This is a genomic window from Micromonospora sp. NPDC005686 (genome assembly GCF_042871665.1).
Lineage (GTDB): Bacteria > Actinomycetota > Actinomycetes > Mycobacteriales > Micromonosporaceae > Micromonospora.
The window spans coordinates 769,007-789,335 of sequence record NZ_JBIAIY010000001.1; the positions used below are offsets into that span (position 1 = coordinate 769,007).

Sequence of the window (20,329 nt, forward strand, 5' to 3'; positions counted from 1 at the left end):
GCGGCTAACGGACGGCCGCTCCGTTCGGCGGCGGCACCAGGCAGACGTCGCTGCCCTTGGTGACGCCCGCGGCCAGGTCGAAGCGGACCACGCGCGCACCGCCGAACTGCCGCTCGGTCACCGCCACGCCACTGCCGCCGAGGCGGACGATGACGTCCCGGTTCGCCGCGTCGGCCCAGTCGGTGGCCTGGAACAGCCAGACCCGGGACCGGCCGGGCAGCAGCGCCGACACGGTCCGCCCCGGGCAGCCGCCCGGCCCGGCCGCGACCACGTAGGCGTCCGCCGGTGGGCCGTACCACGCCTGGGCGTTCCACGAGACCGTGGTGGCGAGCACCAGGTCACCCGGGCGGCGCTTGTCGTCCAGGTGGCGCAGCGCGCCCCGGTAGTCGACCGCGTTGGCGCCGCCGCCCTGGGCGAAGGCCCGCGCCGGGTGCACAGTCGCCACGACGGCGGTGGCCAGTTGCGGCACGGCGAGCGCGAGCAGCAGCACCACACCGACCGCCCACCTGATCCGGGCGGGCAGGCCGGCCCGCAGCGGCGGCGGCGCGACGGCGAGCGCGGCCAGCAGCAGGCAGGCCGGCACCGCGTAGAGCGCCAGCCGGCCGTTGAACGGGTAGACCGACACTGCCGCGCCGGCCAGCCCGGCCGCCAGCGGCGTGAGCAGGACCAGCACCGCGACGGTGGAGAGCCGGCGCAGCCCGGCCGCCGTGCCCAGCACCAGCAGCGGTACGACGATCCAGGCCGACCAGGCCACGAACGGCACGGTGGCGAGACTCCGGTACGTCGCCGCGAGCCATTCCACAGTCGCAGGCAGGTCGGTCAGCGAGTGGGCCGGGTAGATCGACTTCCCCCGCCAGTACGCGGCGAGCTGTTGATCGGCGAGCCCCGGCGCGAGGAACAGCACGTACACCACGAGCGCCACCACGGCCCAGGCCGGTGCCGGGGCGAGGAACCGGCCCACGTCATGCCACCTGCTCGGCCACTGCCGGTCCCGGCGGGACAGCGCGTACCCGCCGAGCAGCACGCCGAGCGCGCCGGTGACCGGAATGGACAACGTGCTGACGAACGCCGCGACCGCCGCGACCGACCAGAACACCGCCGACCCGGCCCAGGTCGGTCCGTTCCGGACGAGCAGCAGCGCCAGCCCGACCACGAGCGTGACGGCGAACGCCTCGGCGCTGTACTGCTTCAGCTCGTTGGAGTAGCCGATCAGGAACGGCGCGACGGCGACCAGCAGCAGCGCCGCCAGCGCGGCGAGCGGCGGCAGGAGTCGCCGGCCGAGCCACGCCACGAGCGGCAGCAGCGCCAGCCCGAACAGCAGCGGCACCAGCCGGAGCGCCCGCTCACCGTCGCCGAACTGCGCGAACGCGAACCGTTCCAGCCACAACCAGCCGGGCGGCGCCGACTGGCTGAACGACAGTGGCCGCAACAGATCCAGGTAGCCGCGCTCCCGGATGTTGTGCGCGATGTACAGCTCGTCGCTCCAGAAGCTGCGCGCGTACGCCCACTGCCGGATTCGCAGCACCGCGCCGAGCGCGACGAGCAGGCCCGCGACGGCCCAGTACGGGGACCGGCTCAGCCGCTGCCACGCGACGGCGACGACCTCGGCGGGCGTTCCCGGCCGCGACGGTGACGGCGTCGTCGACGCGGGCGCCATCGAGGGGGAGAAGGCCGGGCGTGTCACGGACACGGCGAGACGGTATCAAAGCGTCATTCACGTCAGCGGCCCCGCGACCGGCCTCGATCACTTGCCGGCGTCGTCCGGGATCGAGGAAACCGCCGTACCCACCGATCCGGCGGCCAGACGGTGCCGGCGGGCCGGCCGTGGCAGGCCGACCAGGAACTCCGGGAACATGCCGAAGAACGTCCGGGCGCTGCGCAGCTCCAGCGTGTGCGCCCGGGACCAGCGCATCGAGTTCGTCGCGCGGGCCCAGTGGTGGGTCCACCGCACGTCACCGAGCACCGCCACCGGCAGCCCGTGCCGCCAGGCGCGCAGCCCCAGCTCGTGGTCCTCGTAGTAGAGGAAGAACCGCTCGTTCCATCCGCCCAGCGCGGTGAGGTCGGCGGTCCGGCCCGCCACCGCCGCGCCCATCACCCAGGCGACGTGGCGCGTCTCGCCGGGCGCGGCCACCAGCCGGTACGCGGCGTGCAGCCGGGACAGCGGCCACACCTTCCGGTTGCCCAGCTTCGCCGTCGCGTACGGGAAGCCGCGCCCGTTCGCCTGCGGAGTGCCGTCGCCGGCCAGCAGCTGCGGCGCGACCAGCCCGCCGTGTGTGTCCAGGTGCCGGGCCAGCGCGTCCAGCCCGTCCGGGCGCACCTCCAGGTCCGGGTTGGCGAACAGCACGTACCGGCCGGTCGCCTGGTGCAGCGCGACGTTGTTGGCGCGGGAGAAGCCCACGTTCTCCGGCAGCCGGATCACCCGCGCGCCCAGCTCCTCGGCGACCGCCGCCGAGTCGTCGGTGGAGGCGTTGTCGACCACCAGCCACTCGTACGGCTTCGGGCCGCGCCAGCAGCGGCGCAGCGTCTCCGCCGAGTGGTAGGTGACTGTCACCACGGTCCACGGCTGTGCCGTCATCACGCCCTCCGAGCGGAAAGGTAGCCGAACAGGGACCCGAACCCGAACCGCCGACCGGTCCAGCGGCGGCGGGCCGCCGGCCCTTCGGTCAGCCCGCGCCCGATGCCGCGCAGGAACGGGCGCAGCAGGCCCTGCCGGGCCCGCCGGGCGGCGAGCGCGAGGTGCGCCAGCGCCAGCACCGGCACCGCCACGAGCAGCAGCGGCCAGGTGAACGTGCGGGCGGCGACCAGCAGCCGGTTGCGGGCCAGCAGGAACGCCCGGAACCCCTGTAGACGGTCGTCGCCGTCCACGCTGTGCCCGCCCGCGTGCGGCAGCACCACGTCCAGCCCGCGGGTGCGCAGCCCCGAGGCGTAGAGCCGGAACGCCAGGTCGGCGTCCTCACCCCAGGCGAACAGGTGCTCGTCGAAGCCGCCAAAGCGCCGGTACAGGGCGGCCGGGAAGACCGCCGCGCCGCCGGACGGGCCCAGCGGGGCGCGGCCCGTGGTGGCCCGCCTGTCGATGAACAGCGACACCGGGTTCAGGTCGATGCCCACGTACTCGCCGCCGTGCATGGCCAGGCCGACCGCGAGCGGGGCGTCCGGCTCGGCGGCGACGGCGGCGCAGATCCGGGCCAGCGCGTCGTCCGGCAGCCACACGTCCGGGTTCAGCAGCAACAGGTGGCTCGTCGTCACCGTCGCCACCGCGCGGTTGCAGCCGGCCGCGAAGCCCGGGTTGGTGGCGTCGGGCAGGTACGCGTACCGGTCGGCGGGCAGGTGCCCGGCGATCACCTCGGCACAGGCGTCAGCGGGCCAGTTGTCCGCGAAGACGAACCGGACCGGCAGGCCCCCGGCGCTGCGGACCCAGGTCGGCAGCGTCTCGGCGAGCATGCCGGCGGACCGGTAGAGGACGGTGACCACGGTGAGCCCGTCGAACGTCATGCCGTGCTCCTGCCCAGCCGGTGCAGCACCCAGAGGCCGGGCACCAGGCTCAGCCAGGTCGGATAGATCAGCGGATACAGCTCGTAGACGCCGAACAGCGCGAAGTAGACGACGAACGCCCGCGCCAACTGCCCGGCCGGCGCGCGGGAGAACTCGAACCACCGCTCGGTAGCGCCCACCGCCAGCCCCAGCGCGGCCAGGAAGAACACCGCGCCCAGCGGGCCGTAGTCGAGCAGCGGGATGGCCACGAACGTGGCCGTGTTCATCAGGTACGGCTGGCTGAGCTGGGACGTCAGTCCGTACAGATCGGCCTTGCCGACGATCGGCTCGACCCGGGAGCCGAGGAACGTCAGCGAATACGTGCCGTACCGGGGTTCCAGGTGCTCCCGCTGCGACCAGACCCGCCCGAACGTCTCGGTGGACGAACTCAGCGACAGGTCCAGCGATCCGGCGCTGCTGGCCAGCGCGTTGCTGCCGTAGCGGGCCCGGAACTCGGTCTCGAACGCGCCGGTGCCGGCCATGGTGCGCTGCCCGCCGAGGAACACCGCCGCGCCGAGCGCCACCGCGCCGATCAGCAGCACCACCGGCGTGCGCGCGGCCAGGAACGACACGGCCCGCCCCCGGGTACGCCGTACCGACAGCGCCGCGATCAGTGCCGGCGCGATGCCCACCAGCACCGAGTTCTTGCTCGCGCCCAGCGCCGCCCCGACGGTGAAGACAGCGGCCAGCGCGTAGTAGACCGGCAGCGCCCGGCCGCGCGCGGACAGCGCGCGCAGCAGCGACACCGCCATGCCGAGCGTCCACGCCTCGGACAACAGCCCGATGACCAGGTTCGCCTGCTCGCGCAGCACCTGCCGGGCGGCGTCCGGGTTGTCGGCGAGCAGCGGCGGCACGGTGCCCCGGAAGCGGATCGCCGCGGTCACCACGGCGATACCGAGCAGCACGAACAGGTACGTCAGCAGGCGACGCTCGGACGGCCAGGACAGTGCCGGGCGGGACCGGGCGGCGTCCTCGTCCCGCCTGTCGATCAGCCGCCACCCGATCGCCCAGGCCAGCAGGAAGACCGTCACGTATCCGGCGAGCACCGGCAGCACCCCGCGACCGGCCCAGGAGTCGTACGGGCCGGGCAGCACCCGCACGGCGAGCAGCGCGGCGGTCCAGACTGCGGCGCAGGCGGCGAGCGCCCACATCCGCAGGCGCGCGGCGAGCAGCGTGCCGACGGCCAGCGCCAGCGTGACGGCGATCCCGGTGTCGGCAGTCGCCAGGAGCAGCGTCGCGCCCAGCGCGAACGGGATCCCGACCGACCAGAGCCGCCGCTCAGCGGGTGTCACGGGCGACCGTCCGGTACAGGTCGTGCCAGGTGTCCACGCATCCGTCGAACGAGTGCCGGTCCGCGTACCGCCGGGCCAGCTCGCGCCGCCGCTCGTCCCACGCGGCCGGGTCGGTGGCCGTCCGCACGGCGGCGGCCAGCGCCCGCGGCGTCAGCTCCGCCCGGTACGCGAGCACGCCGTCACCGGCGGCTGTCACCTCGGTCAGGCCGCCCGCGCCGGAGTGCACCACCGGCACACCGAGCGACATCGCCTCCAGCGCGCTGCGCCCGAACGCCTCCACCCGGGACGGCACCAGCAGGCAGTGCAGCCGTTGCAGGAACGGCGCGGCGTCGACCCGGCCGACCAGGTGCAGGTTCGGCCGCTCCTCGACGTCGACGGTGCCCGCCCCGGCGACCAGGAACTCCACGTCCGGCAGCTCCGCCGCGACGCCGGCGAGCAGGTCCGCGCCCTTCTCCCGTTCCAGCCGGCCGAGGAAGCCGACCCGCACCGGGCCGTCCGGCGCGAGACCGCCGGTGTCGGACACCTGCGGCCAGATGGCGGGCAGCGGATTCGGGATCACCCGCACGTCGCGGATCCGCCCGCGTACCCGAAGCTCGTGGGCCTCGAAGTCGGAGACCGCGACCGTCGCGTGCGGCCGGAGCCGCCGGAACATCAGGTCGGTGCTGATGTTGGCCTGCACCGCGGCCTTGGCGCGCAACGTCTCGGCCGTGTCGCGGTACTGCCAGAGGCTGTTGTGCAGCGTCACCACGAGCGGCGTGCGGCGGCCCCGCACGCCCAGTCCGGCGCGGGCGTGCATCGCGGCGGAGAGCAGGTGCGCGCTCACCACGTCCGGGCGCAGCTCCTCGACGAGCGTGCGGACGCCGCGCGCGTACCCGAGGTCCACCCGCTTGGCCGCGCCGAGCGGACGCCACGGCACGCCCGCGTCCCGCAAGGCCGCCGCGACCTCGTCATCCGGGGTGGCGGCGACCACGTCGACCCCGCGGGCGGCCAGCGCCGGCAGCATCTCGATCAGGAAACGCTCGGCCCCGCCGAGCTGCCGCCGCCCCGACCCCCCGGTGGTGCAGACGAACAGCACCCTCATCGGACACCCATGCCTTCCAGGGCGCCGCGGGCGATCGCCCGCCGCGCCGCGCCGCCGCCCACCGCCGCGCGGGCGAGCACCCCCAGGGTGTACGCGGAACAGGCCACTGAGCCCCGCCATCCGGCCAGCTCACGGCTGGCCCGGATGAACTCCCGGGTCTGCCGGCGGGAGATCTCCTCGGCCGCCCACCGGCGCTTCGCGCTCGCGTCGTCCTCGTGCGTGACCACCGCGTCCGGCAGGTACGCCAGGCGTAGCCCGAGCCGGCGCACCGCCCAGCACAGCCGCAGGTCCTCCGAGTAGAAGAACGACGACTCGTCCACCCCGCCGATCCGGTCCAGCGTCTCCCGCCGGATCGCCACGAACGGCCCGGAGAGCCAGTCGCCCCGCTCCGGCGGGGCCACGATCCGCAGCCTCGGGAACACCAGGCTGAGCCCGGTGGCGTGCGCGACGCCGGTGCCCACTGTGAGGAAGCGGCCGGCGGCGGTCTGGTCCCGGCCGGTGGCGTCGAGCACCTTCGGGAAGGCGGCACCCACAGTGGGGTCGTCCAGTTCGGCCGCCAGCCGTTCGATCGCGCCCGGCCGGACGAGGATGTCGTTGTTCGACAGCACCACGCGGGACCGGGTGCTGTGCCGGACGCCGAGGTTCATGCCCTTGGCGTAGCCGAGGTTCGTCTCCGAACGCACGTACCGGGCACCGGTCTCGGCGCACATGGCCCGCAGCCTGTCGCTGATCTCGGCGGCGCTGCCGTTGTCCACCACGACGGCTTCGACACCCTGGGGGAGCGAGCGGACGCAGCCGTCGGTGCGCTCGAAGTCTTCCCAGGTCAACACGACGATTGAGACGTCCACCGCTAGGCCATCCGATTGACGAGGAGGTGCGTGGACCGCTGGAGTCGCTGCCGGGTGCGCAACGCGTAGACGCCGTAGGCGACAGACGACGCGACCGCCGCGCCGAGCGCGCCGGCCCACGGGATGAGCAGAACGTACAGCACCACCGACACCGACATGGTGACCAGGGCCACTGCTGTGGTGGCCTGCTCACCGGCGCGCTTGAGCAGCGTCGCGCTCCACGTCTTGCCGGCGGACAGCGCCAGCGTCCCGGGCAGCAGGAGCAGCCCGAAGATCCAGGCGTCGCGGTAGTCGGGCGCCAGCACGCCGAGCACCGCCAGGCCGATCACGGCGAGCGCGGCGATCGGCAGCGCCGACTTGACGACGTCCCGGCCGTGGTCGCCGATCGCGTCCGGGTCCCGCTCGGCCAGGATCCGTTGCGCCCGTACCACCGCGCCGGACTGCGCGAACTCCAGCGCCGCCACCGCCAGCGCGAACACACCGAGCGCGCCGGCGCCGGCGAAGCGGGCGACCAGGACCTGGCTCAGCCGGTACGTCAGCATCTGCGCGCACACCCCGACGTGCAGCCGGCCCACCGCGAGCAGGTCGGCGCGGTACTCGATGCGCCCCGCCGTCGCCGCCGGCACCGGCCCGAACCGCCGCGCCCAGCCCAGCACCGCCACCCCGAGCACGGTCGCGGTGGCGACCTGCACGCCCAGCCACAGCACGCTCCACTGGCCACCGTCGAGCCGGTGACCCAGCCAGAGAAGCCCGTACCCGGCCACCAGCACCGCGCCGCCGAGCGCCCGCGTGGTGTAGACGAACCAGAACCGCTTGAGGCGCAGGCCGAGCGAGGCCGCCGTGTTGAACACGGTGAGCGCGCAGCCCGCCCCGATGCCCACCGGAAGGCTGCCCAGCCCGGCCAGTGTGGTCAGCAGCGCCGCGGCCAGCGCGGTGAGGCCGAGTGAGACGGCGAGGATGCCGGCGATCCACACCCGGCCCCGCGACATGATCCAGCCGGCCGGCCGGGACAGCAGGAACGTGTCGACGGACAGGCCGCCGAGTGCGGCGCCCACAGTGGCGCTGACCATGTTCGCCGCGAGTTCGCCGCGTTCCGCCGCCGGCAGCGTCACCGACACCAGCGCGGCGAGGCCGGTCAGGCCCAGGGCGACCAGATAGAGACGCTCGGGGGAGACGATCCGCCGGACCCGGCCTAACACCCGGCGCCCAGGCGCCGATGTCGGCCGCGAGCCGGCCATGCGGTATCCACTCGTCTTCCCCCAAGATGCGCGGATGTGTGCGGGCCTGTTCTACCCGACCGATGCGGCACAGCGCAATGACCGGCGGACGGGTGCGCTCCGGCGGCAGGTCGCCGGTAGGGTGACGCGTCGTGGACCTCGCCCATTTCCGCGACACGATCGGCAGGCGGTGGCCGATCGTGCTGGCGCTGACGCTGCTGTGCGGCGCGCTCACCGGGGTCCTCGCCGAACGCCGGCCGCCGGTCTACCGGGCCGCGACCCAGATGATCGTCACGTTCGCCGCCGAGAAGCCCGCCGCGCCGCCACCCCGACCGCCGGCCGACGAGGCGGGCCGGCTGATGCAGCGGCGGGTGAAGACGTACGCCACCATGATGAACACGCCCCGGCTGACCCGCCCGGTGATCGACTCGCTCGGGCTGCCGTATACCACCGACGACCTGGCCGGCCGCGTCGTCGCGTTCTCCACCGTGGACTCGCTGGCGATCGACGTGGCGGTCACCGACCGGTCCGCCGACACCGCCGCGGCGATCGCCGCGGCGCTCGCCGTCGAGCTGCAACGGATCGCCGAACGCGACCTGCCGCCCGCCGGACTCGGGCTCAAGGCCCACGTCGCCGTGGTCCGGGCCGCCACCCCGCCGGGGCGTCCCGAGCCGGTGCGATGGCAGTGGTACGCCGCCGGTGGCGCGCTCGGCGGCCTGGCTGCCGGGGTCGGTGTCGCCCTCGTGCTCGGTTACCGCCGGGCCGGCACCCCGGTGGGCGCGGACGTGCGAACGCTCGGGGCCACAGCCGTGCGCCGCCGTCCGGCCGGCGCGGCGGCCCCGGATCAGGCGGACGACCGGGCGTCCAGCGCTGCCGTGAAGGAGCGGCAGGCGTCGTAGCCGGGCAGCCGGCCCGCCGCACGCGCCTCGGCCAGACGCGGCGCCGCCGCGTCCCGCTCGGACAGCAGGGGCGTCGTCGCCGGCCAGTCGATGTCGATGGCCGGGTCCAGCGGGTGCACGGTGTGCTCGGCCGCCGGGTTGTACGTGGCGGAACAGAGGTAGCTGAGCGTCGCGTCGTCGGTCAGCGCGCAGAACCCGTGCCCCAGCCCTTCGGCCAGGTAGACGGCCCGCCGGTCGATGTCGTCGAGGCGTACCGCCTCCCACCGGCCGTACGTCGGCGAGCCGACCCGCACGTCCACCACCACGTCCAGCACCGCCCCGCGTACGCAGGTGATGTACTTGGCCTGGCCGGGTGGTACGTCGGCGAAGTGGATGCCGCGCACCACGTCCCGGGCGGAGACGGAGAGGTTCCCCTGCGCCAGCCGCAGCGGGTGGCCGACCGCCTCGGCGAGCCCGTCGAAGCGGTACCACTCCAGGAACAGGCCGCGCGGGTCGGTGTGCTGGTGGGGGGTCACCTCCCAGGCGCCCTCGATGCTCAACGGACGGATCTTCACGACGCGCTCCCCGAACCGGACCGCTCGGCCAGCAGGCCCAGCAGATAGTCACCGTAACCGCTGCGGGTCAACGGATGGGCCAGCATCCGCAACCGGTCGTCGTCGATCAGCCCGGACCGCCAGGCGACCTCCTCGACACACCCGATCTTCATGCCCTGGCGTTCCTCGATCACCCGGACGAACTCGGCGGCCTGCATCATCGACGTGAAGGTGCCGGTGTCCAGCCACGCGGTGCCCCGGTCGAGCACCGTCACCGTCAGCTCGCCCCACGCCCGGTACGTCTCGTTGATCGCGGTGATCTCCAGCTCGCCCCGGGCGCTCGGGGTCAGCTTGCGGGCGATGTCGACCACCCGGTTGTCGTAGAAGTAGAGGCCCGGCACCGCGTACCGGGAGCGGGGGCGGGCCGGCTTCTCCTCGATCGACAGCACCCGGCCGGCGTCGTCGAACTCGACCACGCCGTAGTCCTGCGGGTTGGCGACCGGATACGCGAAGACCCGGCCGCCGGCCGGTTCGCCGTGCTCGGCGAGCTGCCGGCCGAGCCCCGCGCCGTGGAAGATGTTGTCGCCGAGGATCAGCGCCACCGACTCGTCGCCGATGAAGTCCGCACCGAGCAGGAACGCCTGCGCGATGCCCTCGGGCCGGGGCTGCTCGGTGTACGCCAGGCTCAGCCCCCACTGGCTGCCGTCGCCCAGCAGCCGCTCGAACTGGGGGCGGTCCTCCGGCGTGGTCACCACGAGGATCTCCCGCACCCCGGCCATCACCAGAGTGGAGAGCGGGTAGTAGACCATCGGCTTGTCGAACACCGGCATCAGTTGCTTGGAGACGGCCCGGGTGATCGGCCAGAGCCGGGAACCGGTGCCGCCGGCGAGAAGGATTCCACGCACCCGCGGAGACTACCCGCGCCGTAGTCGCCCCCGTGGCCCGTCGGCGTGCCACGCCACGCCGTCGGTACGGCGTAGACTCCACGTCCCGTGAGGGTCCTCGTCACCGGCGGCGCCGGCTTCATCGGGTCGGAGTACGTGCGGATGCTGCTGGGCGTTCCCGGCGGCGACGCGAGCGGGGTTCCGGCCGAGGGCCCGGCCGCGCTGACAGTGCTGGACAAGCTCACCTACTCCGGCAACCTGGCGAACCTGGCGCCGGTCCGCGACGATCCCCGGCTGCGCTTCGTCCGCGGTGACGTCTGCGATCCGGCGCTGGTGGACGAGGTGGTGGCCGGGCACGACGTGATCGTCCACTTCGCCGCCGAGTCGCACGTGGACCGGTCGATCACCGGCGCCGCCCCGTTCGTGACCACCAACGTCCTCGGCACCCAGACGCTGCTGGACGCCGCGCTGCGGCACGGCGTCGGCCGGTTCGTGCACGTCTCCACCGACGAGGTGTACGGCTCGATCGAATCCGGCTCCTGGACGGAGGACTGGCCGCTGGCGCCGAACTCGCCGTACTCCGCCTCCAAGGCCGGGTCGGACCTGCTGGCGCTGTCCTACCACCGCACCCACGGCCTGGACGTGGTGGTGACGCGCTGCTCCAACAACTACGGCCCGTACCAGTTCCCGGAGAAGGTCGTCCCGCTGTTCGTGACCAACCTGCTCGACGGCGGCACCGTGCCGCTGTACGGCGACGGCGGCAACGTCCGGGACTGGCTGCACGTGCACGACCACTGCCGGGGCATCGCCATGGTGCAGGAGAAAGGGCGGTCCGGGGAGGTCTACCACATCGGCGGCGGCACCGAGCTGACCAACCGGCAGCTCACCGAGCGGCTCCTGGCCGTGTGCGGGGCCGGCTGGGACCGCGTCGTGCCGGTCACCGACCGGAAGGGCCACGACCGTCGCTACTCGCTGGACATCAGCAAGACCAGCAGCGAGATGGGGTACGCCCCGAGCATCGACCTCGACCGGGGCCTGGCCGAGACGGTCCGCTGGTACCGGGACAACCGGGCCTGGTGGGAGCCGCTGAAGACGGCCGGCCACCGATGACCCGGGTGCTGGTCACCGGCGCGGGCGGGATGCTCGGGCGGGACCTGCTCGCCGTGCTGCGGACCCGGCCGGACCTCTCGGTCACCGCCGCCACCCGCGCCGACCTCGACGTCACCGACGCCCACGCCGTCCGGGACGCGGTGAGCGGGCACGACGTGGTGCTCAACGCCGCCGCGTGGACCGACGTGGACGGCGCCGAGACACGCGAGCGGGACGCCACAGCCGTGAACGGCGACGCGGTCGCCCACCTGGCCCGCGCCTGTGCCGGATCCGGCGCGCGCCTGGTGCACGTCTCCACCGACTACGTGTTCGCCGGGGACGCCACCGAGGCGTACCCGGAGGACGCGCCGACCGGCCCGGTCAACGCGTACGGGCGCAGCAAGCTCGCCGGGGAACAGGCGGTGGCCCGGCTGCTGCCCGAGACCGGGTACGTCGTGCGTGCCGCCTGGCTCTACGCCCCCCACGGGCGCAACTTCGTCACCACGATGCTGCGGCTGGCAGCCGAACGCGACCGGCTCGACGTGGTGGACGACCAGCGCGGCCAGCCCACCTGGTCGTACCGGCTCGCGGAGCGTCTCGTGGCGCTCGCCGACGCGGCGCTCGCCGGTGACGCGGCGCCGGGGACGTACCACGGCACCGCCGCCGGTGAGACCACCTGGTACGGCCTGGCCCGCGCCGTCTTCGCCCTGCGCGGCCTCGACCCGGAGCGGATCCGGCCGACCACGAGCGACCGCTTCCCGCGCCCGGCGCCGCGCCCCCACTACAGCGTGCTGGCGCACGGCCGGTGGGCCGCCACGAAACTGCCGCCGCCGGGGCACTGGCGCGCGGACCTGACCGAGGCGCTCAGCGCCCCCCGGCCCGGAACACCTCGCTGACGGTACGCAGCACGATCTTGATGTCGAGCCAGAGCGACCAGTTCTCGACGTAGTAGTTGTCGAACCGCGCCCGGTCCGAGATCGGCGTGTCCCCGCGCAGGCCGCTGACCTGCGCCAGCCCGGTGAGCCCCACCGGGACGCGATGCCGCATCGCATACCTCGGGTACTCCACTGTGAACTTCTCCACGAAGTACGGCCGCTCCGGCCGGGGCCCCACCACGCTCATCTCGCCGCGCAGGATGTTCCACAGCTGCGGCAGCTCGTCCAGCGAGGTACGCCGCATGAACCGCCCGATCGGCCCGACCCGCTCGTCGTGCGCGATCGACCAGGTGGTCTGCGACTCGTGCTCGTCGGCCGGGCGCATGGACCGGAACTTGACCACGTGGAACGGCTTGCCGTACCGCCCGATGCGCTCCTGGCGGAAGAACACGCCCCGCCCGCCGTCGAGGAACGTGGCGACGGCGCAGAGCAGCAGCAGCGGGCTCAGCGCCACCAGGGCGGTCACCGCGAACACCACGTCGGAGGCGCGCTTGAGCCGCCAGCGGGGACCGGTGAGCGTGGTGTCGCCGATCTTGATGATCGGGATGGCGCCGATGTGGTCCGGGTAGCCGCCCTGCGACCGCGACCCCCACAGGCGCGGCACCGCCCACAGGTCACAGCGGGAACTGGCCGGGCGCAGCAGCGCCTCCATCAGGTCGGCCTCGGAGCAGTCCGGGTCCGCGATCACCAGGACCTCGCACTCCAGCATGTCGACGAGCTTCTCCAGGTCGTCGATGGTGCCGATGGGCGGCAACGAGCCGATCCCCGCCCGCGACCGGGCGTCGACAGCGCCGACGAACCGCAGCCCGTACTGCGGGTAGCGGCGCAACAGCCGGGCCAGCTCGCCCCCGATCGGCCCGCCGCCGATCACTATCGCGTTGTGCTCCACCCACCGGCGCTTGCGGGCCAGCAGGATGAGCCGGCTGTTCAGCGCCCGGCCGACGATCACCAGGCCGGCGGAGAACGCGACGCCGCGCATGAACCCGCTGACGTGTGGCACCGAGTCGTGCCGCAGCGCCGCGATGATCGCCCCCACCGCGCCGGAGGCCAGCAACCGGCCGCCGAGGCTCGGCAGTTCGTCCAGGATGCTGATGTGCCGGCGCGGCCGGTAGAGCCCGCCCGCGGCGAACAGGCCCACTGTGAGCGCGGCGTTGAACAACGTGCCACGCCAGTAGTCCTGGGTCAGCAGCAGCGGCGTGAGCAGTGCCGCGACGTCGATGGGCGCGGTCACCATCCAGGCCCGCAACCATCGGGTACGCGTCGACGCCCGCGAGCCCGCGTACGGCAGCACGGTCGTGGTGTCCATGCCGCTGTCCATCGGCGTGTTCATGGCCGCGCCGGAGGGCGGTGCGGACGGATGCTCGTACGCCGGCAGGCGTGGCATTGTCGATCCTTCCCCGTGACGCCCCCGGCCCGGATGCAGAGGCCGGCGGCGATCGCAGGATACGAGCGGCCTCGCCCCGCCGCCAGCACCGGCATGGCAGCTCGACGTCCTACTTACCGCTGACGGCGAGGATCTCGGTGACCGAGTCGCGGCGGACGGCGTCGAACAGCGTCTTCGAGCGCGCCGGATCCGGGAACACGACACTCTCGCTGCCGACCCGGCCCGTCCCCTTCACCGGGCAGGTGAAGAACGTGAGGTTGCCGCCGCGCAGGCCACGCATCTCCATCGCCAGGTCCACCAGCGACAGCGACTTGTCGACGGCCACCGAGTCGGACGTGGCGCGGACGAAGGAGTTGAGCTTGGCCGGGTTGGTCAGCACGCCACCCGACGCGGCCTTGTCCAGGATTGCCTTGATCACCTGCTGCTGGTGGCGGATGCGCGCGAAGTCGCCGTCGGGGAAGGCGTGCCGCTCCCGCGCGTAGTCCAGCGCGGCAGCGCCGTCCATGGTCTGCCGACCCTGCTTGAACGTCCGCGTGCCGATCAGTGAGTACTTCGTCGTGAAGCCCTCCTCCACGTCGATCTCGACACCGCCGAGCGCGTCGATGATCTCCTTGAAGCCGGCGAAGTCGACCATCGCCACGCTGTCCACACGTACGCCGCTGAACTTCTCCACCGTCTGCACCATCAGCGGCACGCCGCCCCAGGCGTACGCGGCATTGATCTTCGCGTCGCGACCGCCGCGGCCCTCCTCCGACTTCGGGATGGCCGTCCAGGTGTCCCGGGGGATCGAGATGAGCTGGGCGCTCGACCGGTCCTTCGGCAGGTGGGCCAGGATGATCGTGTCGCTGCGCGAGCCGCCGGTGCTCTGCGGGTCGCGGGAGTCGCTGCCCAGGATCATGATGTTCATCGCGCCCTTGGCCTCGACCTGCGGCCGCGACTCCTCCGGTACGCCCTCGAAGGCGTCGACCCGCTCGATGGACTTGTCGACCGAGCGGTAGTAGAGGCCGCCGGCCAGGGCGGTGCCGCCGGCGAGCAGCACCACGACGAGCAGCACGATCAGGGCGATCCGCCGGCCCCGGCGGCGCCGGGGCGCCTTCTCCTCCGGCGGTCCGCCCGGCTCCACGTCGGAGCCCTGCGGATGGGCGTCGGGGTCGGTGAGCTGGTGGCGATCGGACATGCCGCGATGCTACTGAGTCGCGTCGTACCGTGTGGGCCCTTGCCGGAGAGTGTCGTCCCGGCGCCGTCCCGGCCGGCGTGGTCTCCACCACCTGCGGATTAGCTTTCGCTTAGCTCGCTTGTCCGCCGGCACGCTGGTCCGGCAGCATCGACCGGCGTGACCGATGGCACCGCACCCCACCCGCCGACCACGGGTGACGCGCCCGGACCGGTGGCCCCGAACGGCCGGCGCCGCGCTGCCACCGGTCGCCGCCGGCTCGCCGCCGCCGGTCTCGTCGCCGTCGCCGCCGCGGTCGCGGTGACTCTCGCGGTACGCGGCGCCGCCGCCCCCGCCTGCGCCGCCCCGCTCCCGCGCGCCGCCGCCCTGCCGGTGGCTGCCGCTCCGCCCGCCGGCGGCGCGACGCACAGCGGCAAGGCCACCTTCTACGACTCCGAGGGCGCCGGCGGCAACTGCTCCCGGCCCGGGGCGCCCGCCGACCGGCTGTACGTCGCGCTCGGCCCGAGCGAGTACGCCTCCGGTGCCTCCTGCGGCGGGTTCCTCGACGTCGCCGGCCCGCGGGGCACCGTCCGGGTGCTGGTGATGGACCAGTGCCCCGAGTGCGCGCCGGGTCACCTCGACCTCTCCGCCGAGGCGTTCGCCCGGATCGCCGATCCGGTGCAGGGGGTGGTGAAGATCACCTACCGCGCGGTGGTGAACCCGTCGTTGCCCGGTCCGCTCACCTTCCGGATGAAGGAGGGCTCCTCGCAGTGGTGGTTCGCCGTCCTGGTGGGCGACCACGGCAATCCACTGCGCTCGGTCGAGGTACGGCAGAACGGCTCGTGGCGCACGGCGCAGCGCCAAGACTACAACTACTGGCTGATCGAATCAGGCCGGTCCCGGTCCGTACGAGATCCGGGTCACCGACGTGTACGGCAACCGCGCGACAGCCACCGGCATCCGGATGCTCCCCGGCCAGGTGCAGCGCAGCAAGACCCGGATGTACGGCGCCAAGCCCGCAGCCCGCACAACCGCCCCGAGGAAGCCGAGCCCCACACCCGCCACCCCCACACCCGCCACCCCCACCCGTTCCCCCCTCAGCCCTTCCACCCCGAGCCCGTCCGCCCTCACCCCGGCCCTCACGGACCCCCTCGTGCGGGCAGCCGCCACCCCATCCACCCCCTGCTCCTGACCCACCCACCCACCCACGCTGATCTTGCTTTTGCGGCCCCGGCGAAGGGTGCATTCCGGTCGTCCTGCGGGCCGAAACTGCAAGATCGGCCGGGACGGGGAGGGCAGGCGCCGGGGCGGGGAGGGGCAGGCGCCGGGGCGGGCGGGGTGGGTCAGTGGGGAGGGAGGAGGGGAAGCCACATGAGGATCTCGTCGCGGGCGTCGGTGGGTGACAGGCGCAGCGCGGCGGGGAGGCGGCCGACCTCGCGGTAGCCGAGGCGCTTGTAGAAGCCGTCCAGCCCGAGGCCGTCGCGGATCGTCACGTGCAGCGCCTCCAGGCCGAGCCCTCGGGCGACCCGCTCGGCCTCGCGCATCAGCGCCGCGCCGTGGCCGCGCCCCTGCGTGTCGGGGTGCACCATGACGCGCTTGAGCACCCGCCAGTGCGTCTTGAGGTGGAACCGGTTGTCGGCGATGACGAGGACCGCGACCAGCCGGTCGCCCTCGTAGCCGGTGAGCAGCCGGTCCGGCCCGTCCGCGATCTCGTCCATCGTCGAGGTGGCGAGCGGGCGTACGTCGTCGGCCGTGACCGGGGCGACGAAGCCGACAGCGCCGCCGGCGTTCGTCACGTCCACCCAGAGCGCGACGATCCGTTCGCGCAGCTCAGGGGTCAAATCGGGATCGAGTACGAAGCGCAGGTCCACGCCGTAATCCTGCGCGCGGCAGTGCGGCCGGCACCCACGTTCGTGACCTTTGCGACAGTCGCCGGGGCCGACAGTCGCCGGCGCCGACCGGCGTGGGCGGACGAATGGTAGGGCCGGCGGGATTCGAACCCGCACTGGTGCGGACCTAAACCGCATGCCTCTGCCGTTGGGCTACGGCCCCTCCATGGTGAACACCGTAGCCCTGCACGGCCGTCGCGGCCGACGCGGCGGGCGGCCGCCGATCGGGAAGCCGGTCGGTGTCACAGCCTCCGGATCGTAGACCACATCCGGAGCCACCGAGGCCGTCCGGCCCACTGCTGGCGCGTACGGCTCAGTCGAGACCGAGATCCCGGCGCAGCTTGGCGACGTGGCCGGTCGCTCGCACGTTGTACAGCGCCCGCTCGATCTTGCCGTCCTCGTCCACCACGAACGTCGAGCGGATCACGCCGGTGACCGTGCGGCCGTACATCTGCTTCTCGCCGAACGCGCCGTACGCGGTCAGCACCGCCTTGTCCTCGTCGGAGACCAGCGGGAACGTGATGGCGTCCCGGTCGCGGAACTTGGCGAGCTTGGCCGGCTTGTCCGGCGAGATGCCCACCACCTCGTACCCGGCGGCCTGGAGCGAGGCGAGCGAGTCCCGGAAGTCACACGCCTGCTTGGTGCAGCCGGGCGTCATGGCGGCCGGGTACGCGTACAGGATGACCTTGCGGCCGCGCAGGCCGGCCAGGGAGAGCGTCCCGCCGTCGTCGGTGGGGAGGGTGAAGTCGGGGGCGGGGTCGCCAGGGCTGAGGCGGTCGGTCATGGCGGTGACGATACCGCCGGGCCGGTACGGTCGACCGGCGGCGACGCGCGGGCGCGGTGACGGCCATCATGAGGTTGTTGCAAGATATTGGCAACAGTGCCGTCCTGGAAATACGCTGAGCGCGTGGACACCCTGGCGATGCACATCTCCAACGGGATCATCAACGGTCCGGTCGCCGCGATCTTCGCGGCTCTCGCCCTCGCCGCGCTCGCCTTCTGCGTGCTGCGGGGCCGAGCCGACCTCGACGACCGGCTGGCCCCGATGGCCGGCCTGGTGGCGGCGTTCATCTTCGCGGTGCAGATGCTCAACTTCCCGATCTTCACCGCCGGGGTCAGCGGTCACCTGCTCGGCGGCGCGCTGGCCGCGCTGCTGGTCGGCCCCTGGGTCGGCGCGCTCTGCGTCGCCGTGGTGCTGATCGTGCAGGCGCTGGTCTTCGGTGACGGCGGGGTGGCGATGCTCGGCCTCAACATCACCAACATGGCGCTGCTCGGCACCGCCGCCGCGTACCTGCTGATCGCCCTGCTGCTGCGCGTGCTGCCGCGTACCCCGGCCGGGCTGGCGGTCACGGCGTTCGTGTCCGCGCTGGTGAGCGTGGTGGTCGCGTCCCAGGGCTTCGTCCTGCAGTACTGGCTGGGCGGCACCACCGATCTCGGCGGCAACCTCACCGGCCTGGCCGGCACCATGGCCGTCGCCCACCTGCTGATCGGCATCGGCGAGGGACTGATCACCGCGACCACCGTGGTCACCGTCGCCAAGGTCCGGCCCGATCTGGTGTACGCGCTGCGCGCCCTCAAGCCGGCCACCCCGGCTCCCGCCGTCCCGGTCGCCGGAGGTGCCCGATGAGCAAGCGTCACTGGCCGTTCCTGCTCGGCGGCCTGCTGGTTGCCCTGCTGCTGGCCGGCGTGGTGAGCAACTACGCCTCGTCGCACCCGGACGGGCTCGACTCGTCGCTGCTCAAGGGCTGCACGGTGAACGCCGACGACGAGATCACCGGTGGCAGCTGCCCGGCCCAGCAGGCGACGGACCACGAGCTGGCGGACAGCCCGCTGGCCGACTACGGAGTACGCGGGATCGGCAACGACTTCGTCTCCACCGGCCTGTCCGGCGTACTCGGCGTGCTGCTCACCTTCGCGCTCGGCGGCGGCCTGTTCTGGCTGGCCCGCCGTCGCGGACCCGCCGCGCCCGCCGCGCCGACCGCGCCGGCCACGACGACCCCGGCCACCGCGAGCGCCGGCCCGGCGGACGAGGCCACGACCCCGTCCAGCGGCACCCGCTGACCATGGGCGCCGGGCACGCGCACGTGCTCTACCGCGAGTCCGGCTCGCCGGTGCACCGCCTCCCGCCGGAGGTGAAGATCGCCGCGATGGTGCTGTTCACAGTCGCGGTGGTGGCCACGCCCCGGGAGGCGTACTGGGCCTTCGGGGGGTACGCGCTCCTGGTCGCCGTGGTGTCCGCGCTGGCCCGGATCGGCCCGCGCTGGCTGCTCAGCCGGGCGCTGATCGAGCTGCCGTTCGTGCTGTTCGCGTTCGCGCTGCCGTTCCTCGGCGCCGGGGAGCGGGTCGAGGTGGCCGGGCTCGCCCTGTCCGTTGACGGGCTGCACGGCGCGTTCAACATCCTCGCCAAGGGAACGCTCGGCGTACTCGCGTCGCTCCTGCTGGCGGCGACCACGACGACGCGTGACCTGCTGATCGGCCTGGACCGGCTGCGGTGCCCGCAGATCCTCACCCAGATCGCCACGTTCATGCTGCGCTACCTGGAGGTGCTCGTCGGGGAGGCCCGGCGCATGCGGGTGGCCCGGGTGTCGCGCGGGGACGACCCACGCTTCCTGTGGCAGTTGCGTGGCTTCGCGGCCGGGGTCGGCACGCTGTTCCTGCGCGCGTTCGAGCGCGGCGAGCGGGTCTATCTGGCGATGCTCTCCCGCGGCTACACCGGCCGGATGCCGGCGGTGTGGCAGGGGGCCGGCGCGGCCACCGCCGGCCAGTGGGCGGCCGCCGCGACGGTGCCGGCGATCGCGGCCACCATCGCCGCCGTCGCGCTCGTCCTGCAATGATCGGGTACGTGCAGCAGCCACCCTCCCTGGACGTCAACGGCGTCCGGTACGCGTACCCGGATGGTCACGTCGCCCTGCACGGCGTGGACCTGACCGTGCCGCGCGGCGAGCGGGTGGCGCTGCTCGGGCCCAACGGCGCCGGCAAGACCACGCTCGTGCTGCACCTCAACGGCATCCTCACCCCCGCCGAGGGCACGGTGAGCGTCGGTGGCCTGACCGTCACCCGCGACCGGGAGACGCTGGCCGAGGTACGCCGCCGCGTCGGCATCGTCTTCCAGGACCCTGACGACCAGCTCTTTCTGCCCACTGTCGCCGAGGACGTCGCGTTCGGGCCGGCCAACCTCGGCCTGCGCGGCACCGAGCTGGCCGCCCGCGTCGACGAGGCGCTCGCGGCGGTGGGGATGAGCGAGCATCGGGACCGCGCACCGCACCACCTGTCGTTCGGGCAGCGGCGCCGGGTGGCGGTGGCGACGGTGCTGGCCATGCGCCCGGAGATCCTGGTGCTGGACGAGCCGTCGTCGAACCTCGACCCGGCCGCGCGCCGGGAACTGGCGGAGATCCTGCGCGCCCTGCCGGTGACGCTGCTCATGGTCACGCACGACCTGCCGTACGCCGCCGAGCTGTGCCCCCGCTCGGTGATCCTGGACGGCGGCCGGATCGTCGCCGACGCTCCCACGCGCGACCTGCTGGCCGACGAGGCACTGCTGGCCGCCCACCGCCTGGAACTCCCCTACGGCTTCGCCCCCAGCCCGTCCTGACC

Annotated in this window: 21 protein-coding genes and 1 tRNA gene; 8 read left to right on the plus strand and 14 right to left on the minus strand. The window is 73.5% G+C overall.

The genetic code is table 11. The features are described from left to right. Window positions 1-4 precede the first annotated feature (4 nt). From ACFYON_RS03595 to ACFYON_RS03625, 7 genes are read right to left on the minus strand one after another with little or no spacing between them, the layout of a single operon-like run. Window positions 5-1,690, minus strand: coding sequence for a glycosyltransferase family 39 protein (locus ACFYON_RS03595; protein WP_355047207.1), 1,686 nt, complete (start codon window positions 1,688-1,690; stop codon window positions 5-7). A 54-nt stretch (window positions 1,691-1,744) separates the two neighbouring features. Beyond that, window positions 1,745-2,575, minus strand: a complete 831-nt coding sequence (locus ACFYON_RS03600; RefSeq protein WP_355095884.1) for a glycosyltransferase family 2 protein — start codon at window positions 2,573-2,575, stop codon at window positions 1,745-1,747. After that, window positions 2,575-3,492: a glycosyltransferase gene (locus ACFYON_RS03605; RefSeq protein ID WP_355095886.1), complete on the minus strand. Its 918-nt coding sequence runs from the start codon at window positions 3,490-3,492 to the stop codon at window positions 2,575-2,577. Before ACFYON_RS03605 ends, ACFYON_RS03600 begins: the two co-directional genes overlap by 1 nt. Further along, a complete protein-coding gene (locus ACFYON_RS03610) occupies window positions 3,489-4,823 on the minus strand; it encodes a hypothetical protein (protein ID WP_355095888.1) in 1,335 nt (444 codons plus the stop codon). Before ACFYON_RS03610 ends, ACFYON_RS03605 begins: the two co-directional genes overlap by 4 nt. Further along, the gene (locus tag ACFYON_RS03615; RefSeq protein WP_355095890.1) at window positions 4,810-5,904 is read right to left on the minus strand and encodes a glycosyltransferase family 4 protein; all 1,095 of its coding nucleotides are present in this window, start codon (window positions 5,902-5,904) and stop codon (window positions 4,810-4,812) included. Before ACFYON_RS03615 ends, ACFYON_RS03610 begins: the two co-directional genes overlap by 14 nt. Beyond that, window positions 5,901-6,752, minus strand: a complete 852-nt coding sequence (locus ACFYON_RS03620) for a glycosyltransferase family 2 protein (protein ID WP_354873479.1) — start codon at window positions 6,750-6,752, stop codon at window positions 5,901-5,903. Before ACFYON_RS03620 ends, ACFYON_RS03615 begins: the two co-directional genes overlap by 4 nt. A gap of 2 nt (window positions 6,753-6,754) precedes the next feature. Further along, on the minus strand, window positions 6,755-7,951 hold the full coding sequence (locus ACFYON_RS03625; protein WP_355095892.1) for a hypothetical protein: 1,197 nt from the start codon (window positions 7,949-7,951) through the stop codon (window positions 6,755-6,757). A gap of 170 nt (window positions 7,952-8,121) precedes the next feature. Between ACFYON_RS03625 and ACFYON_RS03630 the strand changes: the two genes are divergently transcribed. Continuing rightward, a complete protein-coding gene (locus ACFYON_RS03630) occupies window positions 8,122-8,868 on the plus strand; it encodes a lipopolysaccharide biosynthesis protein (protein ID WP_357706694.1) in 747 nt (248 codons plus the stop codon). Here the strand turns inward: ACFYON_RS03630 and ACFYON_RS03635 are convergent. Together ACFYON_RS03635 and rfbA are read right to left on the minus strand one after the other, a co-directional pair. Further along, complete coding sequence (locus tag ACFYON_RS03635; protein ID WP_355094888.1) at window positions 8,814-9,422, minus strand: dTDP-4-dehydrorhamnose 3,5-epimerase family protein; 609 nt, start codon at window positions 9,420-9,422, stop codon at window positions 8,814-8,816. The genes ACFYON_RS03630 and ACFYON_RS03635 overlap by 55 nt on opposite strands. Then, entirely contained in the window at window positions 9,419-10,306 is an 888-nt protein-coding gene (gene rfbA / locus ACFYON_RS03640; protein ID WP_355094886.1) for a glucose-1-phosphate thymidylyltransferase RfbA, read from the minus strand. The genes ACFYON_RS03635 and rfbA overlap by 4 nt, the downstream gene beginning before the upstream one ends. An 87-nt stretch (window positions 10,307-10,393) precedes the next feature. Between rfbA and rfbB the strand changes: the two genes are divergently transcribed. Both rfbB and rfbD read left to right on the plus strand, forming a co-directional pair. Beyond that, window positions 10,394-11,395, plus strand: a complete 1,002-nt coding sequence (gene rfbB, locus ACFYON_RS03645) for a dTDP-glucose 4,6-dehydratase (RefSeq protein WP_355094884.1) — start codon at window positions 10,394-10,396, stop codon at window positions 11,393-11,395. Next, window positions 11,392-12,270 (plus strand): dTDP-4-dehydrorhamnose reductase, encoded by an 879-nt coding sequence (rfbD, locus tag ACFYON_RS03650; RefSeq protein ID WP_354873491.1) that lies wholly within the window; start codon window positions 11,392-11,394, stop codon window positions 12,268-12,270. The genes rfbB and rfbD overlap by 4 nt, the downstream gene beginning before the upstream one ends. Here the strand turns inward: rfbD and ACFYON_RS03655 are convergent. Together ACFYON_RS03655 and ACFYON_RS03660 are read right to left on the minus strand one after the other, a co-directional pair. Then, window positions 12,239-13,693: a sugar transferase gene (locus ACFYON_RS03655; protein WP_354873493.1), complete on the minus strand. Its 1,455-nt coding sequence runs from the start codon at window positions 13,691-13,693 to the stop codon at window positions 12,239-12,241. The genes rfbD and ACFYON_RS03655 overlap by 32 nt on opposite strands. A 109-nt stretch (window positions 13,694-13,802) precedes the next feature. Next, the gene (locus ACFYON_RS03660; RefSeq protein WP_354873495.1) at window positions 13,803-14,870 is read right to left on the minus strand and encodes an LCP family protein; all 1,068 of its coding nucleotides are present in this window, start codon (window positions 14,868-14,870) and stop codon (window positions 13,803-13,805) included. Between the two features lie 369 nt (window positions 14,871-15,239). Here ACFYON_RS03660 and ACFYON_RS03665 point away from each other — a divergent pair, with 369 nt between their 5' ends. Beyond that, the gene (locus tag ACFYON_RS03665; protein ID WP_387320558.1) at window positions 15,240-16,289 is read left to right on the plus strand and encodes an expansin EXLX1 family cellulose-binding protein; all 1,050 of its coding nucleotides are present in this window, start codon (window positions 15,240-15,242) and stop codon (window positions 16,287-16,289) included. Here ACFYON_RS03665 and ACFYON_RS03670 read toward each other — a convergent pair. The 3 genes from ACFYON_RS03670 to bcp form a co-directional block, all read right to left on the minus strand. Beyond that, window positions 16,190-16,717, minus strand: coding sequence for a GNAT family N-acetyltransferase (locus tag ACFYON_RS03670; protein WP_354873499.1), 528 nt, complete (start codon window positions 16,715-16,717; stop codon window positions 16,190-16,192). The genes ACFYON_RS03665 and ACFYON_RS03670 overlap by 100 nt on opposite strands. Before the next feature lie 105 nt (window positions 16,718-16,822). Next, a tRNA-Leu gene (locus ACFYON_RS03675) sits at window positions 16,823-16,898 on the minus strand. A gap of 150 nt (window positions 16,899-17,048) precedes the next feature. Beyond that, the gene (gene bcp / locus ACFYON_RS03680) at window positions 17,049-17,519 is read right to left on the minus strand and encodes a thioredoxin-dependent thiol peroxidase (RefSeq protein ID WP_354873501.1); all 471 of its coding nucleotides are present in this window, start codon (window positions 17,517-17,519) and stop codon (window positions 17,049-17,051) included. 123 nt (window positions 17,520-17,642) lie between these two features. Here bcp and ACFYON_RS03685 point away from each other — a divergent pair, with 123 nt between their 5' ends. Genes ACFYON_RS03685 through ACFYON_RS03700 form a run of 4 tightly spaced genes read left to right on the plus strand, consistent with a single transcriptional unit; the run spans window position 17,643 to window position 20,327 of the window. Continuing rightward, window positions 17,643-18,362 (plus strand): energy-coupling factor ABC transporter permease, encoded by a 720-nt coding sequence (locus ACFYON_RS03685; protein ID WP_091419138.1) that lies wholly within the window; start codon window positions 17,643-17,645, stop codon window positions 18,360-18,362. After that, window positions 18,359-18,796 carry a PDGLE domain-containing protein gene (locus tag ACFYON_RS03690; RefSeq protein WP_355094880.1) on the plus strand — a complete coding sequence of 146 codons (438 nt, stop codon included), beginning with the start codon at window positions 18,359-18,361 and terminating at the stop codon, window positions 18,794-18,796. Before ACFYON_RS03685 ends, ACFYON_RS03690 begins: the two co-directional genes overlap by 4 nt. Window positions 18,797-18,798: 2 nt before the next feature. Further along, the gene (cbiQ, locus tag ACFYON_RS03695; protein WP_354873507.1) at window positions 18,799-19,569 is read left to right on the plus strand and encodes a cobalt ECF transporter T component CbiQ; all 771 of its coding nucleotides are present in this window, start codon (window positions 18,799-18,801) and stop codon (window positions 19,567-19,569) included. Continuing rightward, window positions 19,566-20,327, plus strand: coding sequence for an ABC transporter ATP-binding protein (locus tag ACFYON_RS03700; RefSeq protein WP_355094878.1), 762 nt, complete (start codon window positions 19,566-19,568; stop codon window positions 20,325-20,327). Before cbiQ ends, ACFYON_RS03700 begins: the two co-directional genes overlap by 4 nt. The last annotated feature ends 2 nt before the right edge of the window (window positions 20,328-20,329 follow it).